General features: G+C 60.2%; 17 protein-coding genes. 14 read left to right on the top strand and 3 right to left on the bottom strand.

Annotated features, from left to right (window positions below; translation table 11 throughout):
* Positions 1-220 precede the first annotated feature (220 nt).
* The 4 genes from AB9L16_RS08570 (at position 221) to AB9L16_RS08555 (ending at position 5,551) form a co-directional block, all read left to right on the top strand.
* Complete coding sequence (locus AB9L16_RS08570) at positions 221-1,768, top strand: family 2 encapsulin nanocompartment cargo protein terpene cyclase (RefSeq protein ID WP_375123367.1); 1,548 nt, start codon at positions 221-223, stop codon at positions 1,766-1,768.
* A gap of 89 nt (positions 1,769-1,857) precedes the next feature.
* Positions 1,858-2,658, top strand: a complete 801-nt coding sequence (locus AB9L16_RS08565) for a glucose 1-dehydrogenase (protein WP_353187687.1) — start codon at positions 1,858-1,860, stop codon at positions 2,656-2,658.
* Positions 2,651-4,477: a glycoside hydrolase family 15 protein gene (locus AB9L16_RS08560; RefSeq protein ID WP_375123366.1), complete on the top strand. Its 1,827-nt coding sequence runs from the start codon at positions 2,651-2,653 to the stop codon at positions 4,475-4,477. The genes AB9L16_RS08565 and AB9L16_RS08560 overlap by 8 nt, the downstream gene beginning before the upstream one ends.
* Before the next feature lie 186 nt (positions 4,478-4,663).
* A complete protein-coding gene (locus tag AB9L16_RS08555) occupies positions 4,664-5,551 on the top strand; it encodes an alpha/beta fold hydrolase (RefSeq protein ID WP_375123365.1) in 888 nt (295 codons plus the stop codon).
* Here the strand turns inward: AB9L16_RS08555 and AB9L16_RS08550 are convergent.
* Positions 5,520-6,503, bottom strand: a complete 984-nt coding sequence (locus tag AB9L16_RS08550; RefSeq protein ID WP_375123364.1) for a GlxA family transcriptional regulator — start codon at positions 6,501-6,503, stop codon at positions 5,520-5,522. The two genes, AB9L16_RS08555 and AB9L16_RS08550, sit on opposite strands and share 32 nt — an antisense overlap.
* Positions 6,504-6,592: 89 nt before the next feature.
* Here AB9L16_RS08550 and inhA point away from each other — a divergent pair, with 89 nt between their 5' ends.
* From inhA to AB9L16_RS08530, 4 genes are all read left to right on the top strand, one after another.
* Positions 6,593-7,279: an isonitrile hydratase gene (gene inhA / locus AB9L16_RS08545; RefSeq protein ID WP_252885667.1), complete on the top strand. Its 687-nt coding sequence runs from the start codon at positions 6,593-6,595 to the stop codon at positions 7,277-7,279.
* A 209-nt stretch (positions 7,280-7,488) separates the two neighbouring features.
* Positions 7,489-8,280: a CPBP family intramembrane glutamic endopeptidase gene (locus tag AB9L16_RS08540; RefSeq protein ID WP_122506493.1), complete on the top strand. Its 792-nt coding sequence runs from the start codon at positions 7,489-7,491 to the stop codon at positions 8,278-8,280.
* Positions 8,281-8,382: 102 nt separating this feature from the next.
* A complete protein-coding gene (locus tag AB9L16_RS08535) occupies positions 8,383-9,948 on the top strand; it encodes a PAS domain-containing methyl-accepting chemotaxis protein (protein WP_056784262.1) in 1,566 nt (521 codons plus the stop codon).
* A gap of 329 nt (positions 9,949-10,277) precedes the next feature.
* Positions 10,278-10,748: a hypothetical protein gene (locus tag AB9L16_RS08530; protein WP_052392185.1), complete on the top strand. Its 471-nt coding sequence runs from the start codon at positions 10,278-10,280 to the stop codon at positions 10,746-10,748.
* Between the two features lie 172 nt (positions 10,749-10,920).
* Here AB9L16_RS08530 and AB9L16_RS08525 read toward each other — a convergent pair whose 3' ends face one another.
* Both AB9L16_RS08525 and AB9L16_RS08520 read right to left on the bottom strand, forming a co-directional pair.
* Positions 10,921-11,274, bottom strand: a complete 354-nt coding sequence (locus AB9L16_RS08525; RefSeq protein WP_150635805.1) for a DUF6124 family protein — start codon at positions 11,272-11,274, stop codon at positions 10,921-10,923.
* Positions 11,275-12,381: 1,107 nt separating this feature from the next.
* On the bottom strand, positions 12,382-13,062 hold the full coding sequence (locus AB9L16_RS08520) for an alpha/beta family hydrolase (RefSeq protein WP_375123363.1): 681 nt from the start codon (positions 13,060-13,062) through the stop codon (positions 12,382-12,384).
* A 90-nt stretch (positions 13,063-13,152) separates the two neighbouring features.
* Between AB9L16_RS08520 and ccoN (AB9L16_RS08515) the strand changes: the two genes are divergently transcribed.
* The 6 genes from ccoN (AB9L16_RS08515) to ccoO (AB9L16_RS08490) all read left to right on the top strand — a co-directional run bounded on the left by ccoN (AB9L16_RS08515) (position 13,153) and on the right by ccoO (AB9L16_RS08490) (position 18,879).
* A complete protein-coding gene (gene ccoN / locus AB9L16_RS08515; RefSeq protein WP_024012337.1) occupies positions 13,153-14,577 on the top strand; it encodes a cytochrome-c oxidase, cbb3-type subunit I in 1,425 nt (474 codons plus the stop codon).
* A gap of 10 nt (positions 14,578-14,587) precedes the next feature.
* Positions 14,588-15,196: a cytochrome-c oxidase, cbb3-type subunit II gene (ccoO, locus tag AB9L16_RS08510; RefSeq protein ID WP_003223389.1), complete on the top strand. Its 609-nt coding sequence runs from the start codon at positions 14,588-14,590 to the stop codon at positions 15,194-15,196.
* A gap of 3 nt (positions 15,197-15,199) precedes the next feature.
* Positions 15,200-15,397, top strand: coding sequence for a cbb3-type cytochrome c oxidase subunit 3 (locus AB9L16_RS08505; protein WP_016773878.1), 198 nt, complete (start codon positions 15,200-15,202; stop codon positions 15,395-15,397).
* On the top strand, positions 15,394-16,347 hold the full coding sequence (ccoP, locus tag AB9L16_RS08500; protein ID WP_375123362.1) for a cytochrome-c oxidase, cbb3-type subunit III: 954 nt from the start codon (positions 15,394-15,396) through the stop codon (positions 16,345-16,347). The genes AB9L16_RS08505 and ccoP overlap by 4 nt, the downstream gene beginning before the upstream one ends.
* Before the next feature lie 481 nt (positions 16,348-16,828).
* Positions 16,829-18,271, top strand: coding sequence for a cytochrome-c oxidase, cbb3-type subunit I (gene ccoN, locus AB9L16_RS08495; protein WP_024012334.1), 1,443 nt, complete (start codon positions 16,829-16,831; stop codon positions 18,269-18,271).
* Positions 18,271-18,879 (top strand): cytochrome-c oxidase, cbb3-type subunit II, encoded by a 609-nt coding sequence (ccoO, locus tag AB9L16_RS08490; protein WP_007917161.1) that lies wholly within the window; start codon positions 18,271-18,273, stop codon positions 18,877-18,879. Before ccoN (AB9L16_RS08495) ends, ccoO (AB9L16_RS08490) begins: the two co-directional genes overlap by 1 nt.
* Positions 18,880-18,883 lie beyond the last annotated feature (4 nt).

Here is an 18,883-nt window from a genome sequence, read left to right as displayed (position 1 = left end):
TCTGCACTCTGCGCTTCAATCCTCCAATTGAGCATCCCGCCAACCTCTGAAATCACATGACCATCTGTCGAAAATCGCGCAGACCTGTCAGATCTGACAGGTGTCTTTTCTGGTCACCGGAGTTCTCATAACGCCTTCGCTCAACTGCGCAGTTCACCTGGACGAACAGGCAACTGCTCTTGGCCACCATCCGCTAGCGCACACGCTCGGGAGCCCCGCCATGGAAGAACAGCTGATTCTCGTCTCACCAACGGATCGCCAGACCGGCGTAGCCCCCAAGATGCAGGTGCATCACCAAGGGCTGCGTCATCGTGCGTTTTCGATTCTGCTGTTTGATCCACAAGGACGGCTGCTGATGCAGCAACGCGCGTTCGGCAAATATCATTCCGGCGGATTATGGACCAACACCTGCTGCGGGCATCCACTCAAAGGCGAACGAACGGCGGTGGCTGCCAACCGCCGATTGCAGGAAGAAATGGGCATGAGCTGCAAACTGCAGAAAGTTGCCTCGATGCTCTACCACGAACAGGTCTCCGATCAGCTCATCGAGCATGAATTCGACCATGTGTTTGCCGGCATCAGCCAGACCGATCCGGTAGCCAATCCCGAGGAAGCCGAAAGTTGGCAGTGGCTGTCGCTGGAGGAGGTCGCCGAGCAGATCGAACACACACCCGACATGTTCACGATCTGGTTTCGCCGGATGGTCGAACAGTTCGGGATAGAGGGTGTCCGGCAGTGGTTCGAGTCCGTCCGTAAAGCTTCAGCGGCACGATCAATGCCAAGCCTTTCTGGTGCGAAGGCAGGATCATCCTGGGCCGTCCCGCCGCTGAATTGTCCGGCGCCGTTTCGGGTCGACGGGGCGCTGGCCAGGGGGGTGGATGATCTGCTCATGCCATGGATCGAGAAGGTCGGGATATTTCCGGGCCAATTCGACAAGGTCCGCGCCATGGGTTTCGGTCGCTTCGCCATGCTCTGTCATACCGACACCGATGAGCCCGATCGGCTGTTGCTCGCGGCGCAATGTTTCGCCGCGTTGTTCGCCGTGGACGATTACTACTGCGACGATGAGCGAACCGGGTCGGAGCCGAGAATGGTCGGGCCGCGCCTCTCCCTGGCGCTGGCGGCTCTGGAACCGGTTTACCTGAGCGCACGGTTCCGCCCGGGGCTTGAGCAGGCCTTGAACAGCGATCCGGTGCTGGTCGCGCTGCGTGCTTATCTGAGGCGGGTCGAGACGCTCGCGACCGCGGCGCAGGTTGCCCGCGTGCGCCATGAAATCATTGCCATGTTCGTCACCATGACCGCCGAAGCGGCCTGGCGTATGGAAGGGCTCACGCCCGCGCTCTGGGAATATCTCGCTCAGCGTCAGGTCAACAGTTTCCTGCCGTGCCTGTCGCTGATCGACATCATCGGCGGGTATGAATTGCCCGCCAATGAGTACAGCGCACCTGAGGTGCGGCGCGTCACGGCGCTGGCCGCCAGCGCCACGATCATTGCCAATGACCTGTTTTCCGCGCTGAAGGAACAGCAGGCCGGTATCGGCGATTTCAACCTGCCTTTGTTGCTGATCCAAGAACAGGGCTGCTCCCCCGCGCAGGCCATGGCGCAAAGTGCTGCCGTCCACGATGACATCATGCATTTGTATGAAGCGGCAGAACACGCGGTATTGCCGCACGCCTCGCCGCTACTCCAATGCTATCTGCGCGGAATCAAGAGCTGGCTGGCCGGTAACGTTGAATGGCATCGCAGCAGTGGCCGCTATCAGGTCTGAAGCTGCCAACTTTTCATGGTTGCAGATGAACTCTCGCTACAGGCCATCAGTCAGCTACTTAAGTCTCTGGAACCAAGGCGCGAATCGTCATGCAGATTTCCCTCGCTCATCAGGTGGCGCTGGTCACGGGTGCCAGCTCCGGCATCGGCCATGCCGCCGCCAAAGCACTCGCTGCGGCCGGTGCTGCGGTCGTGATCAACTACAACAGCAGCGCTGAACCTGCGGAAGAACTGGCCGCGCAAATCAACGCCAAGGGCGGCAAGGCCCTCGCTATCGGCGCCGATGTTTCGAAAGAGGACGAGGTCGAGCGGCTGTTCGCCGAGACCGTCGAAGCCTTCGGCTCGCTGGACATTCTGGTGGCCAACTCCGGTCTGCAAAAAGACGCTGCCGCCGTGGACATGACCCTCGACGACTGGAACACGGTGATCGGCGTCAACCTCACCGGGCAGTTCCTCTGCGCGCGGGCGGCGTTGCGGATTTTCCAGCGTCAGGGCGTGCGCGAGGGCGTGTCGCGCGCGGCGGGCAAGATCATTCACATGAGTTCGGTGCACCAGCGCATTCCATGGGCCGGGCATGTCAATTACGCGGCGTCCAAGGGCGGCGTCGATCAGTTGATGCAGAGCCTCGCTCAGGAAGTCAGCCACCAGCGCATCCGTATCAACAGCATCGCGCCCGGTGCGATCAGCACGGCCATCAACACAGAAGCCACTGAAGGCGCGGCCGGCGAAAAACTTCTTGAGCTGATTCCCTACGGACGCATTGGCGATGTCGAGGACGTTGCCAACGCAGTGGTTTTCCTCGCTTCCGATCTGTCCGATTACATCGTCGGCACCACCCTGTTCATCGATGGCGGGATGAGCCTCTATCCGGAGTTTCGCGGCAATGGCTGAGCCTGAAATGGAACAACAAAGTCCCATCGGTGCCCACGGCATCATCGGCGACATGCGCAGCGCCGCACTGGTCAACGACAAGGGCAGCGTGGATTTTTTCTGCTGGCCGGAGTTCGATAGCCCGACGATCTTCTGCTCGCTGCTCGATACCCCTGAAGCAGGGATTTTCCAGCTCGCGCCGGACTTGCCGGATGCGCGCCGGGAACAGATTTATCTGCCCGACACCAATGTCTTGCAGACCCGTTGGCTGAGCGAACACGCAGTGGTGGAAATCACCGATCTGTTGCCCATCGGGGACGATGTCGACGCCCTGCCGCTGCTGATGCGCCGGGTGCGCGTGGTCAGCGGTTCGGCAACGTTCAACCTGCGTTGCGCGGTGCGCCACGACTATGGTCGCGCCGACACCCGGGCAGAGATGGACGCAAAGGACGTAACGTTCCACGCCGCTGGCCAGCCGTCGATACGCCTGGCTTCAGATCAGGCACTGCAAATCGATGCACAAGCGGCCGTCGCGCAGTTCACCCTCAAGCACAATGAAACCGCCGCGTTCATGCTCGGCGGCAGCGACGATCCGCGTTTTGCCAAAGGCGCCGGCGAGTTGTGCATGGAGCGCACCCTCAAATACTGGCGCGGCTGGATCGGCCAATCCAACTATCGCGGGCGCTGGCGGGAAATCGTCAATCGCTCCGCCCTCGCCCTGAAACTGCTGACCTCGCGTCGCCACGGTGCGATTCTCGCCGCCGCCACCTTCGGCCTACCGGAAACTCCCGGCGGCGAGCGCAATTGGGATTACCGCTACACGTGGATCCGAGATGCCTCGTTCACCGTTTACGCGTTCATGCGCCTGGGCTTTGTCGATGAAGCCAACCACTACATGCAATGGCTGCGCGGACGGGTCAGCGATTGCTGCGGCAAACCGATGAAACTCAACATCCTCTATGCCATCGATGGCCAGCAGGAATTGCCGGAAACCGAGCTGACGCATCTGGCCGGCCACGGCGGCGCGCAACCGGTGCGCATCGGTAACGGCGCTTATGACCAAATCCAGCTGGATATCTTCGGCGAGCTGATGGACGCGGTGTATCTGGTCAACAAGTACGGTGATGCGATCTCCCACGAAGGCTGGCGGCATGTCGGCGAAGTGGTCGATCAGGTCTGCGAAAACTGGCAGAGCGAAGATGTCGGCATCTGGGAAATGCGCGGTGAGACCCATCATTTCCTGCACTCGCGGCTGATGTGCTGGGTGGCGCTGGACCGGGCGATCCGTCTGGCTTCCAAGCGTTCGCTGCCGGCGCCGTTCGCCCGTTGGGATAACACCCGGCAAGCGATCTACACCGACATCTGGGACAACTTCTGGAACGAAGAACGCGGGCATTTCGTCCAGTACAAGGGCGGTACCGCACTGGATGGCTCGATGCTGCTGATGCCGCTGGTACGCTTCGTCAGCGCCAAGGATCCGCGCTGGCTGTCGACTCTGGAAGCAATCGAAAAAACCCTGGTGCGTGACGGCATGGTCTATCGCTATCGCAACGAGGACGCCAACATCGATGGCCTCAGTGGCACTGAAGGCGCGTTCGCCGCGTGTTCGTTCTGGTACGTCGAATGCCTGGCCCGCGCCGGCCAGGTGGAAAAAGCCCACCTGGAGTTCGAGCAATTGTTGCGATATGCCAATCCGCTTGGGCTGTACGCCGAAGAGTTCGACAGCCATGGGCGTCATCTGGGCAACACGCCGCAAGCGCTGACGCATCTGGCGTTGATCAGTGCGGCGAGTTTTCTTGATCGCAAGTTGAGTGGCGAGAAGAGTTCCTGGCAGCCGTAGCGTTGAGCGCTTTTTCGCCAGCGCTTGTCAGACCGATCTCTGATCGACAGGTATGTTTCCACAACGGGCCTGCATGCCAGACAACTGGCTCAGGCCCATATTCATGGTGAAACCTGCGCAGCGGTGACCCGCATTCCGTTCGCAGATCCAGAGTGTCTGAATACGATTCAAACGGAGTGGTTCGTCATGATCGAGAGCGTTCTTACCCCAACCCTGACCATTGCCTACGAACAGCACGGTCAGAACAACGGCGCCCCGGTAATTCTGCTCCACGGCTTCCCCTATTCCCCGCGCACCTTCGACGAAGTCGCCCCGGCGCTGGCCGCGCGAGGCTACCGCGTCATCGTGCCGTACTTGCGCGGTTACGGGCCGACCCGGTTCAACAGTGCGCAAACCCTGCGCTCCGGTCAGCAAGCTGCGATGGCGCAGGACTTGCTCGATCTGATGGATGCGCTGGGCATCGAACAGGCCACGCTTTGCGGTTATGACTGGGGCGGTCGGGCAGCGTGTATTGTCGCGGCGTTGTTTCCGGCGCGAGTGCGCGGGCTGGTCAGCGGCGACGGCTACCTCGTGCAGGACATCGCCCATGCGAACCAGCCGTTGGACCCGGAAGACGAGCATCGGCTCTGGTATCAGTACTATTTCCACACGCCGCGTGGCGCCGAGGGCCTTAAGCAGAATCGCCGGGAGTTGTGTCAGTTGCTCTGGCGGCTGTGGTCGCCGACATGGGCGAGAAAGGACGAACGCTACCCGCTGACCGCTGGCGCTTTTGATAATCCTGACTTTGTCGACGTGGTGATTCATTCCTATCGGCATCGCTTCGGCTACGCCCCGGGCGATCCAGCCCTGGAGTGGATGGAAGAAGCGCTGGCCACAAACCCGGTGATCAGCGTGCCGAGTATTTCGCTGTGCGGTGGCGATGATGGCGTCGGCCCGCCTTCGCTGATTGATGAAGATGCCGAGCATTTCAGCGGCTTTTATGAGCGGCGCGTGCTCGCGGGTGTCGGCCACAACATTCCCGAAGAAGCGCCGCAGGAAACCCTCAAGGCAATACTGGATCTGCTGCAACGCTGACCGAAAACCGCTCCCGATAAGCCTGCGGCGTCACGCCAATCGCTCGCAAAAAACTGCGCCGCAGCGTCTCTTCGCTGCCAAACCCGCAATTGGCGGCGATGCGTTTCACCGGCAAACCGGTATCGCTGAGCAGTCGCCGCGCGGTTTCGACGCGGATCAATTCGATCGCCCGCGCCGGGGTCTGGCCGGTGTCGGCGCGGTAGTGGCGGATGAAGCTGCGTTCGCTCATGCCAGCCTGTTCGGCGAGGGTCGGGATGCCGAGGTCGCAGGTCAGGTTCTCGGCGATCCAGGCGTGCAGTTCATCGAAGCGGTTGCCCTGTTGTTGCAGCGACAGCGTCACGCTGAACTGCGACTGTCCGCCCGGGCGTTTCAGGAAGACGACCAAGTGCCGGGCGACGTCGAGGGCGATGTCGCGGCCGAGGTCTTCTTCGACCATGGCCAACGCCAGATCGATGCCTGCCGTGACCCCGGCGGACGTCCACACCGGGCCGTCGTTGATGAAAATCGGATTGGCTTCCACGTGCAGATTGGGATGTTGCGCGGCCAGTTGCTCGCAGCGCGTCCAGTGGGTAACCACGCGGCGGCCATCAAGCCAGCCGCTGGCCGCGAGCAGAAAGGCCCCGGTGCATACCGAAGCCACGCGCCGGCAGTGAGTGCCGTGCTCGCGCACCCAGTCGACCAGTTGCGAGTCTTCGGCGGCGGGATAAATGCCCCAGCCGCCGGCGATGATCAAGGTGTCGCTGGGCGTTTTTGGCAAGGGTTCGGCGAGCACCGCCAACCCCGCCGATGACATCACCGCCCCACCGCCGCTGGCGATCACGCTCGGCGCATAGGGTGTGGGCAAACCGCGCTGGCGAGCCAGATCGTTGGCCGAGGCGAACACCTGCAGCGGCCCGGTGACATCGAGAATCTGCATGTTGGCAAACGCGAGGACGTGAATGGCTTTGGGCATTTGGCGTAATTCGTGGGGTGATTGGCGTATGCGCCAGAACCTACCCGCCTACAGTGAAGTCGTCCACTTCTTTCAACGGAGCAAGAACGATGACGCTGCAGATCGGTTTTCTGTTATTCCCGCAGGTTCAGCAACTCGACCTCACCGGCCCCTACGACGTCCTCGCCTCGTTGCCCGGCGTGCAGGTCCACCTGGTCTGGAAGGATCTGATGCCAGTGACATCCAGCACCGGGCTGCTGCTGAAACCGACTACAACTTTCGAGGATTGCCCGGATCTGGACGTAATCTGCGTGCCCGGCGGTGGCGGCGTCGGGCCGTTGATGGAAGATCAGCAGACGCTGGACTTCATCAAACGCCAGGCCGCCCAGGCACGTTACGTAACCTCGGTGTGCACCGGCTCGCTGGTGCTTGGCGCGGCTGGCCTGCTGCAGGGCAAGCGCGCAACTACGCACTGGGCCTATCACGAGTTGCTGCCGACGCTGGGCGCGATTGCGGTGAAAGATCGGGTGGTGCGCGACGGCAATCTGTTTACCGGTGGCGGAATCACCGCCGGGATCGATTTTGCCTTGGTGCTGGCGGCGGAACTGGTCGATGCCGACACAGCGCAACTGGTGCAGTTGCAACTGGAATATGCCCCGGCACCGCCGTTCAATGCCGGCAGCCCGGACGTGGCACCGAGTGCGGTGGTCGATGAAGCGCGGTTGCGCGCGGCGCCGTCGTTGAAGCTGCGTACCGAGATTACTGAACGCGCGGCGGCCAAACTGGGCCTGCGCTGATATCCAGCCGAATGCAAAACCTGTGGGAGCGAGCCTGCTCGCGAAGGCGGAGTGTCAGGCGCCAGTGACGTCATCTGGAAGACCGCATTCGCGAGCAGGCTCGCTCCCACATTTGATTTGTGTCTGGCATGACTGCCACACCTTCACTTGTCCCACCTCCCTCGCCCGTGTAGAAAGCCCCTTCCAGAAATCTCGCACAAGGACTTTCGATGAAGGCGCTGCCCTGGCTCTATCTCGCGCTGCTCGGCCTCGGTTACGGACTGGCCCTGAGCTACGGCCAGCTCGGTTGGCTGGCGTTGATCTCCGTCGGGCTTCTGTTGTTCGCCGCATTCGCCGTGCGTCAGCAAGAGGTGCCGGTCGCGCGTTGGCTCGGCCATGGCCTGTTCATCGTTCTGGCCGTGGCACTGGCGCTGCACTGGCTGCCGGGCTTCGCCAACGGCCGCGTGATCAATCCGCAACGTTTCACTGACAACGCCGTGCCGTTCGCGATGTACCTCAATCTCGACAAACCGCTGGTGGGCTTCTGGTTGCTGCTGGTTTGTCCGTGGATCGTCGCGCGGCGATCGTTGCGCCTGACGGTCTATGCCACCGCCCTCGCCCTGACGCTATGTGCGATTCTCGCCCTCGGCGGCGCGCTTTTACTTGGCGTGATCGCCTGGGCACCGAAATGGCCGGATCAGGCCTGGCTGTGGGTGCTGAACAATCTGCTGCTGGTGACGCTGGTCGAGGAAGCGCTGTTTCGCGGCTATATACAGGGCGGGCTGAGCCGTCGCCTCAAGCACCTGCCCTACGGCGACAACCTCGCGCTGCTGTTGGCCTCGCTGTTGTTTGGTCTGGTGCATGCCGGCGCTGGCTGGACCTGGGTGTTGCTGGCGGGACTGGCCGGGGTCGGCTATGGTCTGGCCTACCGTTTCGGCGGACTGGGCGCGGCGATCGCCACCCATTTCGGCCTGAACCTGTTGCACTTCGGCCTGTTCACCTATCCGATGCTGGCCAGTTGACGCAAGCGCGGTTTTGCGACGCCGTACTTAAATCTGAAAAAAAACTTCAATAAAAACCTGTCGGCGCCGACAACCATTCAAAGCCTTGCGGATTGAAAAACCATGCGTAACAACCAGCCCATTACACAACGCGAGCGGACCTTTCCAGCTCAGCAACGGTTGATTTCCACCACCGATGCCAAGGGCGTGATCACCTACTGCAACGACGACTTTGTCGAGATCAGCGGGTTTTCGCGGGAGGAACTGATCCGGGCGCCGCACAATCTGGTCCGTCACCCTGACGTGCCGTCGGCGGTGTTCTCGCACATGTGGGGCACACTGAAACAAGGCTTGCCATGGATGGGCATCGTTAAGAATCGCTGCAAATCCGGTGACCACTATTGGGTTAACGCCTACGTCACACCGGTGTTCGATGGCAGCCAGGTGATCGGTTACGAGTCGGTGCGCGTCAAGCCCACCGCCGAACAGATCCGCCGCGCCGAAGCGCTCTACCAACGCATCAACCAGGGCAAGTCGGCGATTCCTTCGACGGACAAATGGCTGCCGCTCCTGCAGGACTGGCTGCCGTTCATTCTGGTCAGCCAGCTGAGCTTCATGATCGGCGCGACGCTGAACTCGCAGTGGGGCTTCGCCCTCGCCGCCGGTCTTTCGGTGCCGTTGGGCCTGATGGGCCTGCAATGGCAGCAACGCGGGCTCAAGCGCCTGCTGCGCCTGGCCGAACAGACCACCTCCGACCCGCTGATCGCGCAGATGTACACCGACAGCCGTGGCGCCCAGGCGCGTCTGGAAATGTCGATCCTCAGCCAGGAAGCGCGCCTGAAAACCTGCCTGACCCGCCTGCAGGACACCGCCGAGCACTTGACCGAACAGGCCAAGCAGTCCGACGCCCTGGCACACAACAGCTCAACCGGCCTGGAACGCCAGCGCGTGGAAACCGAACAGGTCGCCACCGCCGTCAACCAGATGGCCGCCACCACCCAGGAAGTCGCCAGCCACGTACAACGCACCGCTGACGCCACCCAGGAAGCCAACCGCCTGACCGGCCGTGGCCGCGACATTGCCGGGGAAACCCGCGAAGCGATTCAGCGCCTGTCGGTGGTCGTCGGCGAAACCGGCCTGACCGTGACGCAACTGGCCAAGGACAGCGACGAAATCGGTGGCGTGGTCGACGTGATCAAAGGCATCGCCGACCAGACCAACCTGCTCGCCCTCAACGCTGCGATTGAAGCGGCGCGTGCCGGTGAAATGGGCCGTGGTTTTGCGGTCGTGGCTGACGAAGTCCGCCAACTGGCGCAACGCACCAGCGAATCCACCGGGCAGATTCACGCCCTGATCGCCAAGTTGCAGCAGACTGCCTCCAGCGCCGTGCAAACCATGGAAGCCGGGCATCGCCAGGCTGAAGAAGGCGTTGCACGGGTACTGGAAGCGGATCAGGCACTGGTCGGCATCAGCGAAGCGGTGGCCAACATCACCGACATGACCACCCAGATCGCCGCCGCGACCGAAGAGCAAAGTGCCGTGGCTGAAGAGATCAGCCGTAACATCAGCAATATCTCGGAGTTGGCGGATCAGACCTCGGAACAAGCGCACAACTCGGCGTTGCTCAGTGAAGAACTGACGAAGACGGCCAACACGCAGTATTCGTTGGTGGCGCGGTTTAACCGCTGATTGGAAGGCTGGAATGAAAAAACCCGGATGGCGTGAGCTTTCCGGGTTTTTTGTTGTGTCAATGAACTACTCAATAGGATTTGAGTAGGTTGAGACTGCGCTTGAGTAGTTCAGTCATCCATTGCGCCGCCTGCCAAACCGAAACATCTAATATTGAACTTCATCAGAAAGTTTTGCGCTGCACATTCGGAAATCCTGGCGGAAATCCACAGAACACAGCGTATGTTTACTGTCAGGTCTTACAGTAGACATTCAAGTTTCAGGGGCATATCTATAAATCGTTGAACAGATGGTTTTCATTATCACGATATGACCAAGGAGCTAAAAAAATGAGCAAACATAGCATCCTCATCCCAAAACCAGGTGCCATTGCAAAACAGTCTAATGTCTTCACTTGGCAATTCGGCACCAACCCTGAAACCACGGCCACTATAATTTCTTTTGAGCTACGTCATTTTATTCCGACGGGCGAAAAGAGCTGGTCAATCTCAGGATCTACAGGAACGCTGGAGGAGAAGAACATCTTTCTCTACTCTTTCTCGATCCCCTATACCAGTGACGCCCCGTTCCATAAAACTTATACGTTGGAAGACGGGCTGACATTCCAGCACGGCCACTCGTCACCTGGACCCTCTGGGTTTTATGGATTTACTTATGTTGATGCTGATGAAGCCACGGTCACTATCGACATCCATCCCACCAAGGGGATTGCTAAAGGTACATTTGAAGCAAAGTTCAAAAGCCATGGATACCGAACGCAGCCTATAGGTACTTTCAACTTGCTTAGGGATGATTTGTGATTTTTCGCGACAACGTTTCGATCAGATTGCATCCCCGCCCTTTTAGCCGTATGGCGCTTCGCGAACAGGCTCACTCCCACACTGGATCTGCGCTGATCACAGATTAGGTGCCAGACACCAATCCCCTGTGGGAGCGAGCCTGCTCGCGAAGAGGCCATAACAGCCAATGAAATTATTGAGGCAACTTCAGCTTGTCCAGCAGTCGATTGACCAACAGTTCGTTGAGCATGATCACCTGTTGCAGCGCCAGCAGTGGTTTGCGTTCCGGGCCGCCTATCGAGTTGGCGATGTTACCGGCCATGGCATGCGCGTATGAAAGCGACTCGCAGGCTTCGATCAACAGGGTTTCGTCATCCAGCGTGGGGTCCACGACATAGATCGGGCGATATTTTGGAGAGCTTGGTGGAGCTGCCAGATCTTCGGGTTTGAGGTAGTAATCGAGGGCGCGGTCGGTGGCTTCCTGGATTTTTTGCGGATCGAGAGCGCGGTCGTGGGGGGGTGGCGGGTTGGGGGTGACTTTGAACATGGGCGTACTCCGGTTTCGAATATTGGGAGCCAACACCCTCGCTACCAAACGAAAGGTGGTGGTCATACGCAGGTTGGTAGACCGGTCGAAACAGGAAACCCGGCGCTCACAAAGGAGCCCCACGCATGCCCACCATAAAAGTCGAGCCCCGAAACGGGACTGCATACGGTGACGCTATACAACGGTTTCGACGCGGGCTACCAAACCCCATCACTGTTTCTCAGTGACAGACAAACGATATAGCCCGCCGCCTAGACGCGTAAGCCGGCGGATTCTGGCGTAGGCGTAGGCAATGGCGCAAGGAGTTGTAGCCGGGATGGCGTAACGGGTCGTGTAGTTTAAACATTGGTATTTGATGATGTTTAAGTTCAGAGATTGCCTCTGACAGGCAGGTGGTTTGATGTCGTCTGGAAGGGAGCTTTCGCGAGCAGGCTCGCTCCCACATTTGGATCGGGTACATCAGTGGGGGATTGGTCGGCTTGGAGGCTGCCATCGCTGGCAAGCCAGCTCCCACAGGGATTTGGTCCAAACGGTAGAGATTGGTCGACTGGGAGACCGCCATCGCGAGCTGGCTCACTTCTCCAAGGAGCGCGGTGTACATCAGGAAGAATCAGGTCGGCTGTCAGGCCGCCTTCGCGAGCAGGCTCGCTCCCACAGAAAAGCAAGGCAGCGCGGCTGCCCGCGGCGAAGCCGCCCCACTCAACAATGAGCGCAAGCTCGAGTGCTCTTGATCTTGATCCACCGGCGACGTCGGAAGGCTGAGTGGAGGGATTGATCCGGGCGTGGGAGCGCAGCGACCGTCTGGCGCAGCCAGACACAGCGGAAGGAGGTGCAGCGAAGCAAACCGGAGCCGCTGCGCCCGGATCGATCCCGGAGCGAAGGGACCCGAGCTTGCGAGGGCCGAACGCAGGAGCTAGCGTTTTTTGCTTACTTTTTTTGGCGCTTGTAAAAAAGTAAGTCGCCGTCAGGCGAAACCGCCAGCCGCAGCTCCCGAAGCAACGGATATGCCCCCAAAAGCAAGATCAACAACTACCCCCTCACCCCAAAGATGGCGAAGGGAAAGGGAGCAGGTCTTCATGCAACGCAAAATCCCGGCCCGGCTCAAAATCAGTCACCGAGAAATTCAGCCACCTTCTGCGCAGCACCCGCCAAATGATCGGAATGCGCAAAGCCAGAAGCCTTGAGCGGCTTCAAATCATGATCCCCCGCCACCAACCAAAACACCTCAATCCCCGGCGCTAACGAATAGCCCTCAACCGCCTCGCGATTCCCCAGAGCGTCCCGCTCTCCCTGCACAATCAACGCCCGCGTGCGCAACGAAGCCAAATGCTCAACCCGCGGTTTCTCCGGCTTCCCCACCGCATAAAACGGATACCCCAGACATACCAACGCATCCACCCCCAACTCATCCGCCACCAGACTCGCCATCCGCCCGCCCATCGACTTGCCGCCAATCGCCAACGGCCCAGCGACATGACGCCGCACAACCGCAAACACCTCCCGCCAACATTCCTGCAACTTGCCAGCAGGATTCGGCGGCCGCTTAACCCCATCCACCCGCCGCTGCGCCATATAGGGAAACTCAAAGCGCAACACGTTGACCCCAAGCCCGGCAAGGCGCCCAGCCATGTCGTTCATCCACTCGCTATCCATCGGCGCCCCCGCCCCGTGCGCCAGAATCAGCGTTGCCGAAGCCTCACCAACAGCGGCATCCCAAAGCCACCCATGATCGAGCACACACTGCGCCCATTGATCCCCGTCAATACTGGCCTTGTGCTGTTTGTCCATGCTTGCCTCGCTTTTAGTCTGCCTATAACTCCAGGCGAAGGATTCGCGCCGTTTGCGCGCTCACTTCGGCTGAACCGTGGATGGGGAACCATGAACACTTCTATCAGTACCGCCTACAACTACAAGGTGGTCCGCCAATTCGCCATTATGACGGTGGTGTGGGGCATCGTCGGCATGGGCCTCGGGGTTTTTCTCGCGGCGCAATTGGTCTGGCCGGAACTCAACTTCAATTTGCCCTGGACCAGTTTCGGCCGTCTGCGCCCGCTGCACACCAACGCGGTGATCTTCGCCTTTGGTGGCTGCGCGCTGTTCGCCAGCTCCTTCTACTCGGTGCAACGCACCTGCCAAACGCAATTGTTTGCGCCGCAAATCGCCGCGTTCTGCTTCTGGGGCTGGCAACTGGTGATCCTGCTGGCGGCGATCAGCCTGCCGCTGGGTTACACCAGCTCCAAGGAATACGCCGAACTGGAATGGCCGATCGACATCCTGATCACCATCGTCTGGGTCGCCTACGCGATCGTGTTCTTCGGCACGATCATGCAGCGCAAAACCAAACACATTTATGTGGGCAACTGGTTCTTCGGCGCGTTCATCATCACCGTGGCGATCCTCCACATCGTCAACAACCTTGAGTTGCCGGTGAGTTTCACCAAGTCCTACTCGGTGTACGCCGGTGCAACCGACGCGATGGTGCAGTGGTGGTACGGCCACAACGCTGTGGGATTTTTCCTCACCGCCGGTTTCCTCGGGATGATGTATTACTTCGTGCCGAAACAGGCCGAACGTCCGGTGTATTCGTATCGCCTGTCGATCGTACACTTCTGGGCCTTGATCACCCTGTACATCTGGGCCGGCCCGCACCACTTGCACTACACCGCGCTGCCGGACTGGGCACAGTCACTGGGCATGGTGATGTCGCTGATCCTGCTGGCACCGAGCTGGGGCGGCATGATCAACGGCATGATGACCCTCTCCGGCGCCTGGCATAAGTTGCGCAGCGACCCGATCCTGCGCTTCCTCGTGGTGTCGCTGGCGTTCTACGGCATGTCGACCTTCGAAGGTCCGATGATGGCCATCAAGACTGTCAACGCCCTCTCCCACTACACCGACTGGACCATCGGCCACGTACACGCCGGCGCACTCGGCTGGGTGGCGATGATCTCGATCGGCGCGCTGTACCACATGATCCCGAAAATCTTCGGCAAAGCGCAGATGCACAGCGTCGGCCTGATCAATGCGCACTTCTGGCTGGCGACCATTGGCACCGTGCTCTACATCGCCTCGATGTGGGTCAACGGCATCGCCCAGGGCCTGATGTGGCGCGCGGTCAACGAGGACGGCACGCTGACGTATTCCTTCGTCGAAACCCTGGTGGCCAGCCATCCGGGCTTTGTCGTGCGACTGATCGGCGGGGCGATTTTCCTCAGCGGCATGTTGCTGATGGCTTACAACACCTGGCGCACCGTGCGGGCCTCGCAGCCTGCCGACGTCGTCGCTGCCGCGCAGATGGCCTGAGGAGTCCGCCATGAAACACGAAACGATTGAAAAGAACGTCGGCCTGCTGATGCTGCTGATGGTGTTCGCCGTGAGCATTGGCGGCCTGACCCAGATCGTCCCGCTGTTCTTCCAGGACGTCACCAACAAACCGGTGGAGGGCATGAAGCCCTATACCGCGCTGCAACTGGAAGGTCGCGACATCTACATCCGCGAAGGCTGCGTCGGTTGCCACTCGCAGATGATCCGTCCGTTCCGCGCCGAAACCGAACGCTACGGGCACTACTCGGTTGCGGGCGAAAGCGTTTGGGATCACCCGTTCCTGTGGGGCTCGAAACGTACCGGTCCGGATCTGGCCCGGGTCGGCGCGCGTTACTCGGATGACTGGCACCGCGCGCACTTGTACAACCCGCGCAACGTCGTGCCGGAGTCGAAGATGCCGGCCTACCCGTGGCTGGTCACCCAAGCGGTCGACAGCAGCCACACCGAAACCAAGCTCAAAACCATGCGTACCCTCGGCGTGCCGTATACCGATGACGACATCAGCGGCGCAGTCGCCAGCCTCAAGGGCAAAACCGAAATGGACGCCCTCGTTTCCTATCTGCAAGTGCTCGGCACTGCAATCAAGAGCAAGAGGTGAGCCATGGTCATTGAAATGAGTGCAGGCCTGATTCGCGGCCTCGGCACGGTCGTGGTGTTCGTCGCCTTCGTCGGTTTGACCTTGTGGGTGTTCAACCGCAAGCGCACCCCGGAATTCGCCGAAGCACGCCTGCTGCCGTTCGCCGACGAACCACTACCCGAAACAATTTCAGCCCCTGAAACAAGGAGTACCCGGCCATGACCACCTTCTGGAGTACGTGGATCTGCGTACTGACCATTGGCAGCCTGATCGGCCTGACCTGGCTGCTGATCGGCACCCGCCGGGGCGAGACCAAGGGCAGTGTCGACCAGACCATGGGCCACAGCTTCGACGGCATCGAGGAGTACGACAACCCGCTGCCGCAGTGGTGGTTCATGCTGTTCGCCGGCACGCTGGTGTTCTCGGTGGGTTATCTGATTCTCTATCCGGGCCTGGGCAACTGGAAAGGCATCCTGCCCGGCTATGAGGATGGCTGGACCGGCGTGCACGAATGGGAAAAGGAAATGAACAAGGCGGACGCCCGGTTCGGACCGATCTTCGCCAAATTCGCGGCGATGCCGCTGGAAGAAGTGGCCAAGGATCCGCAGGCGCTGAAAATGGGCGGTCGTCTGTTCGCCTCCAATTGCTCGGTGTGCCACGGCTCAGATGCCAAGGGCGCGTTCGGCTTCCCTAACCTCGCCGACAGCGACTGGCGCTGGGGCGGCGATGCCGAGACGATCAAGACCACCATCATGGGCGGCCGCATGGCGGCGATGCCGGCCTGGGGCGAAGTGCTCGGTGAGGCCGGGGTGAAAAACGTTGCCGCGTATGTGCGCCACGAACTGGCGGGCCTGCCGCTACCTGCCGACAGCAAGGCAGATCTGCAAGCCGGGCAGCAAGCGTTCAGTACCACTTGCGTTGCCTGTCATGGCGTCACCGGCCAGGGCACTGCGGCGATGGGCGCGCCAAACCTGACCCATCCGGCCGGCTTCATTTATGGCACCAGCCTGACCCAACTGGAACAGACCATCCGCCATGGTCGTCAGGGGCATATGCCAGCGCAGAACGAATTGCTGGGCAACGATAAAGTGCAATTGCTTGCCGCTTATGTGTACAGCCTGAGCCACGGATTGAACACAGAAAAACTGATAACTGAAGACAACAAGAAATAGCAATTGCGCACACCACTGCCGCAGCTTTCTCGCTGCGGCAGTTTCCCGCCCCTTTGCGACGCATTGTCGCACCCCTTGGATCCTCTCCTTTCGGAACCCCGGATTCGGGTCTACGCTTCATCGAAGCGGACCGGCTGAAGTCAGTTTCCAGATCAATCCCGAACGATGCGCGCCGTGAACCGGTTGATGGATTCGCCGCAAACGCAGGTAGATAACGGCTGTTGCGCCGATTGCCCGCAATTTCCCGATCACGACCTGTGAACGGGCACCGTTGACGGCGATCCGAATTGCGAGCTTTTTACGCACACTGCGACATTTTGTCAGAGGCCATTTTTGACCCTACGCGGCGCATGGAAAGGCCGCAGAATCAGCGTTGGAAAGCATTGACCCAGGTCATGGCGCGTTGCAATGACCCCCTGCTTTATACATACTTGCGGCCGATTTTATCCCTATAAAAATACCCAAACCGTGGAACCTTAGAATGAGCACAGCAATCAGTCCGACTGCTTATAACTATAAGGTAGTCCGCCAGTTCGCCATCATGACGGTGGTCTGGGGGATCCTTGGCATGGGGCTCGGTGTCTTCATCGCCTCGCAACTGGTCTGGCCGGAACTGAACTTCGGTCTGCCGTGGACGAGCTTTGGACGCTTGCGCCCGTTGCACACAAACCTGGTGATTTTCGCCTTCGGCGGTTGTGCACTGTTTGCCACTTCCTACTATGTCGTGCAGCGAACCTGCCAGACGCGACTGATTTCCGACAGCCTCGCGGCCTTCACCTTCTGGGGCTGGCAAGCGGTCATCGTCGGCGCCATCATCACCTTGCCGCTGGGTTACACCACCACCAAGGAATACGCCGAACTGGAATGGCCGATCGCGATTCTGCTGGCGATTGTCTGGGTCACTTACGGTCTGGTGTTCTTCGGCACCATCACCAAGCGCAAAACCAAGCACATCTATGTGGGCAACTGGTTCTACGGCGCGTTCATCGTGGTCACCGCGATGCTGCACATCGTCAACCACATGTCGCTGCCGGTCAGCCTGTTCAAGTCGTACTCGGCCTACTCCGGCGCCACTGACGCGATGATCCAGTGGTGGTATGGCCACAACGCGGTGGGCTTCTTCCTGACCACCGGTTTCCTCGGGATGATGTACTACTTTGTGCCGAAACAGGCCGAACGCCCGATCTACTCCTATCGTCTGTCGATCGTGCACTTCTGGGCGCTGATCACCCTGTACATCTGGGCCGGCCCGCACCACCTGCACTACACCGCCCTGCCGGACTGGGCACAATCGCTGGGCATGGCGATGTCGATCATCCTCCTGGCGCCAAGCTGGGGCGGCATGATCAACGGCATGATGACCCTGTCGGGCGCCTGGCATAAATTGCGCACCGACCCGATCCTGCGCTTCCTCGTGGTATCGCTGGCGTTCTACGGCATGTCGACCTTCGAAGGGCCGATGATGGCGATCAAGACCGTAAACTCGCTCTCGCACTACACCGACTGGACCATCGGCCACGTACACGCCGGCGCCCTCGGTTGGGTAGCGATGATCTCGATCGGCGCGATCTACCACATGATCCCGAAACTGTTCGGCCGGGCGCAGATGCACAGCACCGGGCTGATCAATGCGCACTTCTGGCTCGCCACCATCGGCACCGTGCTCTACATCGCTTCGATGTGGGTCAACGGCATCACCCAGGGCCTGATGTGGCGTGCAATCAACGATGACGGCACCCTCACCTACTCGTTCGTCGAAGCGCTGCAGGCCAGCCACCCGGGCTTCATCGTCCGTGCGCTGGGCGGTGCTTTCTTTGCCAGCGGCATGCTGCTGATGGCTTACAACGTGTACCGCACTGTCCGTGCGTCGGATCCGGTTGAAGCCGAAGCCGCCGCCAAGATTGCCGTCGTTGGAGCTCACTGATGAAGCATGAAGCTGTCGAGAAGAATATTGGCCTGCTGGCCTTCTTCATGGTCATCGCCGTCAGCGTCGGTGGCCTGACCCAAATTGTTCCGCTGTTCTTCCAGGACGTCACCAACAAGCCGGTCGAGGGCATGAAGCCGCGCTCGGCGCTGGAACTGGAAGGCCGCGACGTGTACATCGCCAACGGTTGTGTCGGCTGCCACTCGCAGATGATCCGCCCGTTCCGCGCTGAAACTGAACGCTATGGCCACTATTCGGTCGCCGGTGAAAGCGTCTGGGACCACCCGTTCCTGTGGGGTTCCAAACGTACCGGCCCGGATCTGGCCCGTGTGGGCGGTCGTTACTCCGATGACTGGCAACGTGCGCACTTGTACAACCCGCGCAACGTGGTCCCCGAGTCGAAAATGCCGGCTTACCCGTTCCTCGTGGAAAACAAGCTCGACGGCAAGGAAACCGCGAAAAAAATGGAAGTCTTGCGCACCCTCGGCGTGCCGTACACCGACGAAGACATCGCCGGTGCACAGGATGCCGTGAAGGGCAAAACCGAAATGGACGCGCTGGTGGCCTATCTGCAAGGCCTGGGCACCATCATCAAAAGCAAACGGTGAATCT

It is taken from the genome of Pseudomonas sp. LW8, assembly GCF_041956865.1.
Taxonomy (GTDB): Bacteria; Pseudomonadota; Gammaproteobacteria; order Pseudomonadales; family Pseudomonadaceae; genus Aquipseudomonas; species Aquipseudomonas siliginis.
This window is presented reverse-complemented; position numbering and strand designations above follow the sequence as displayed.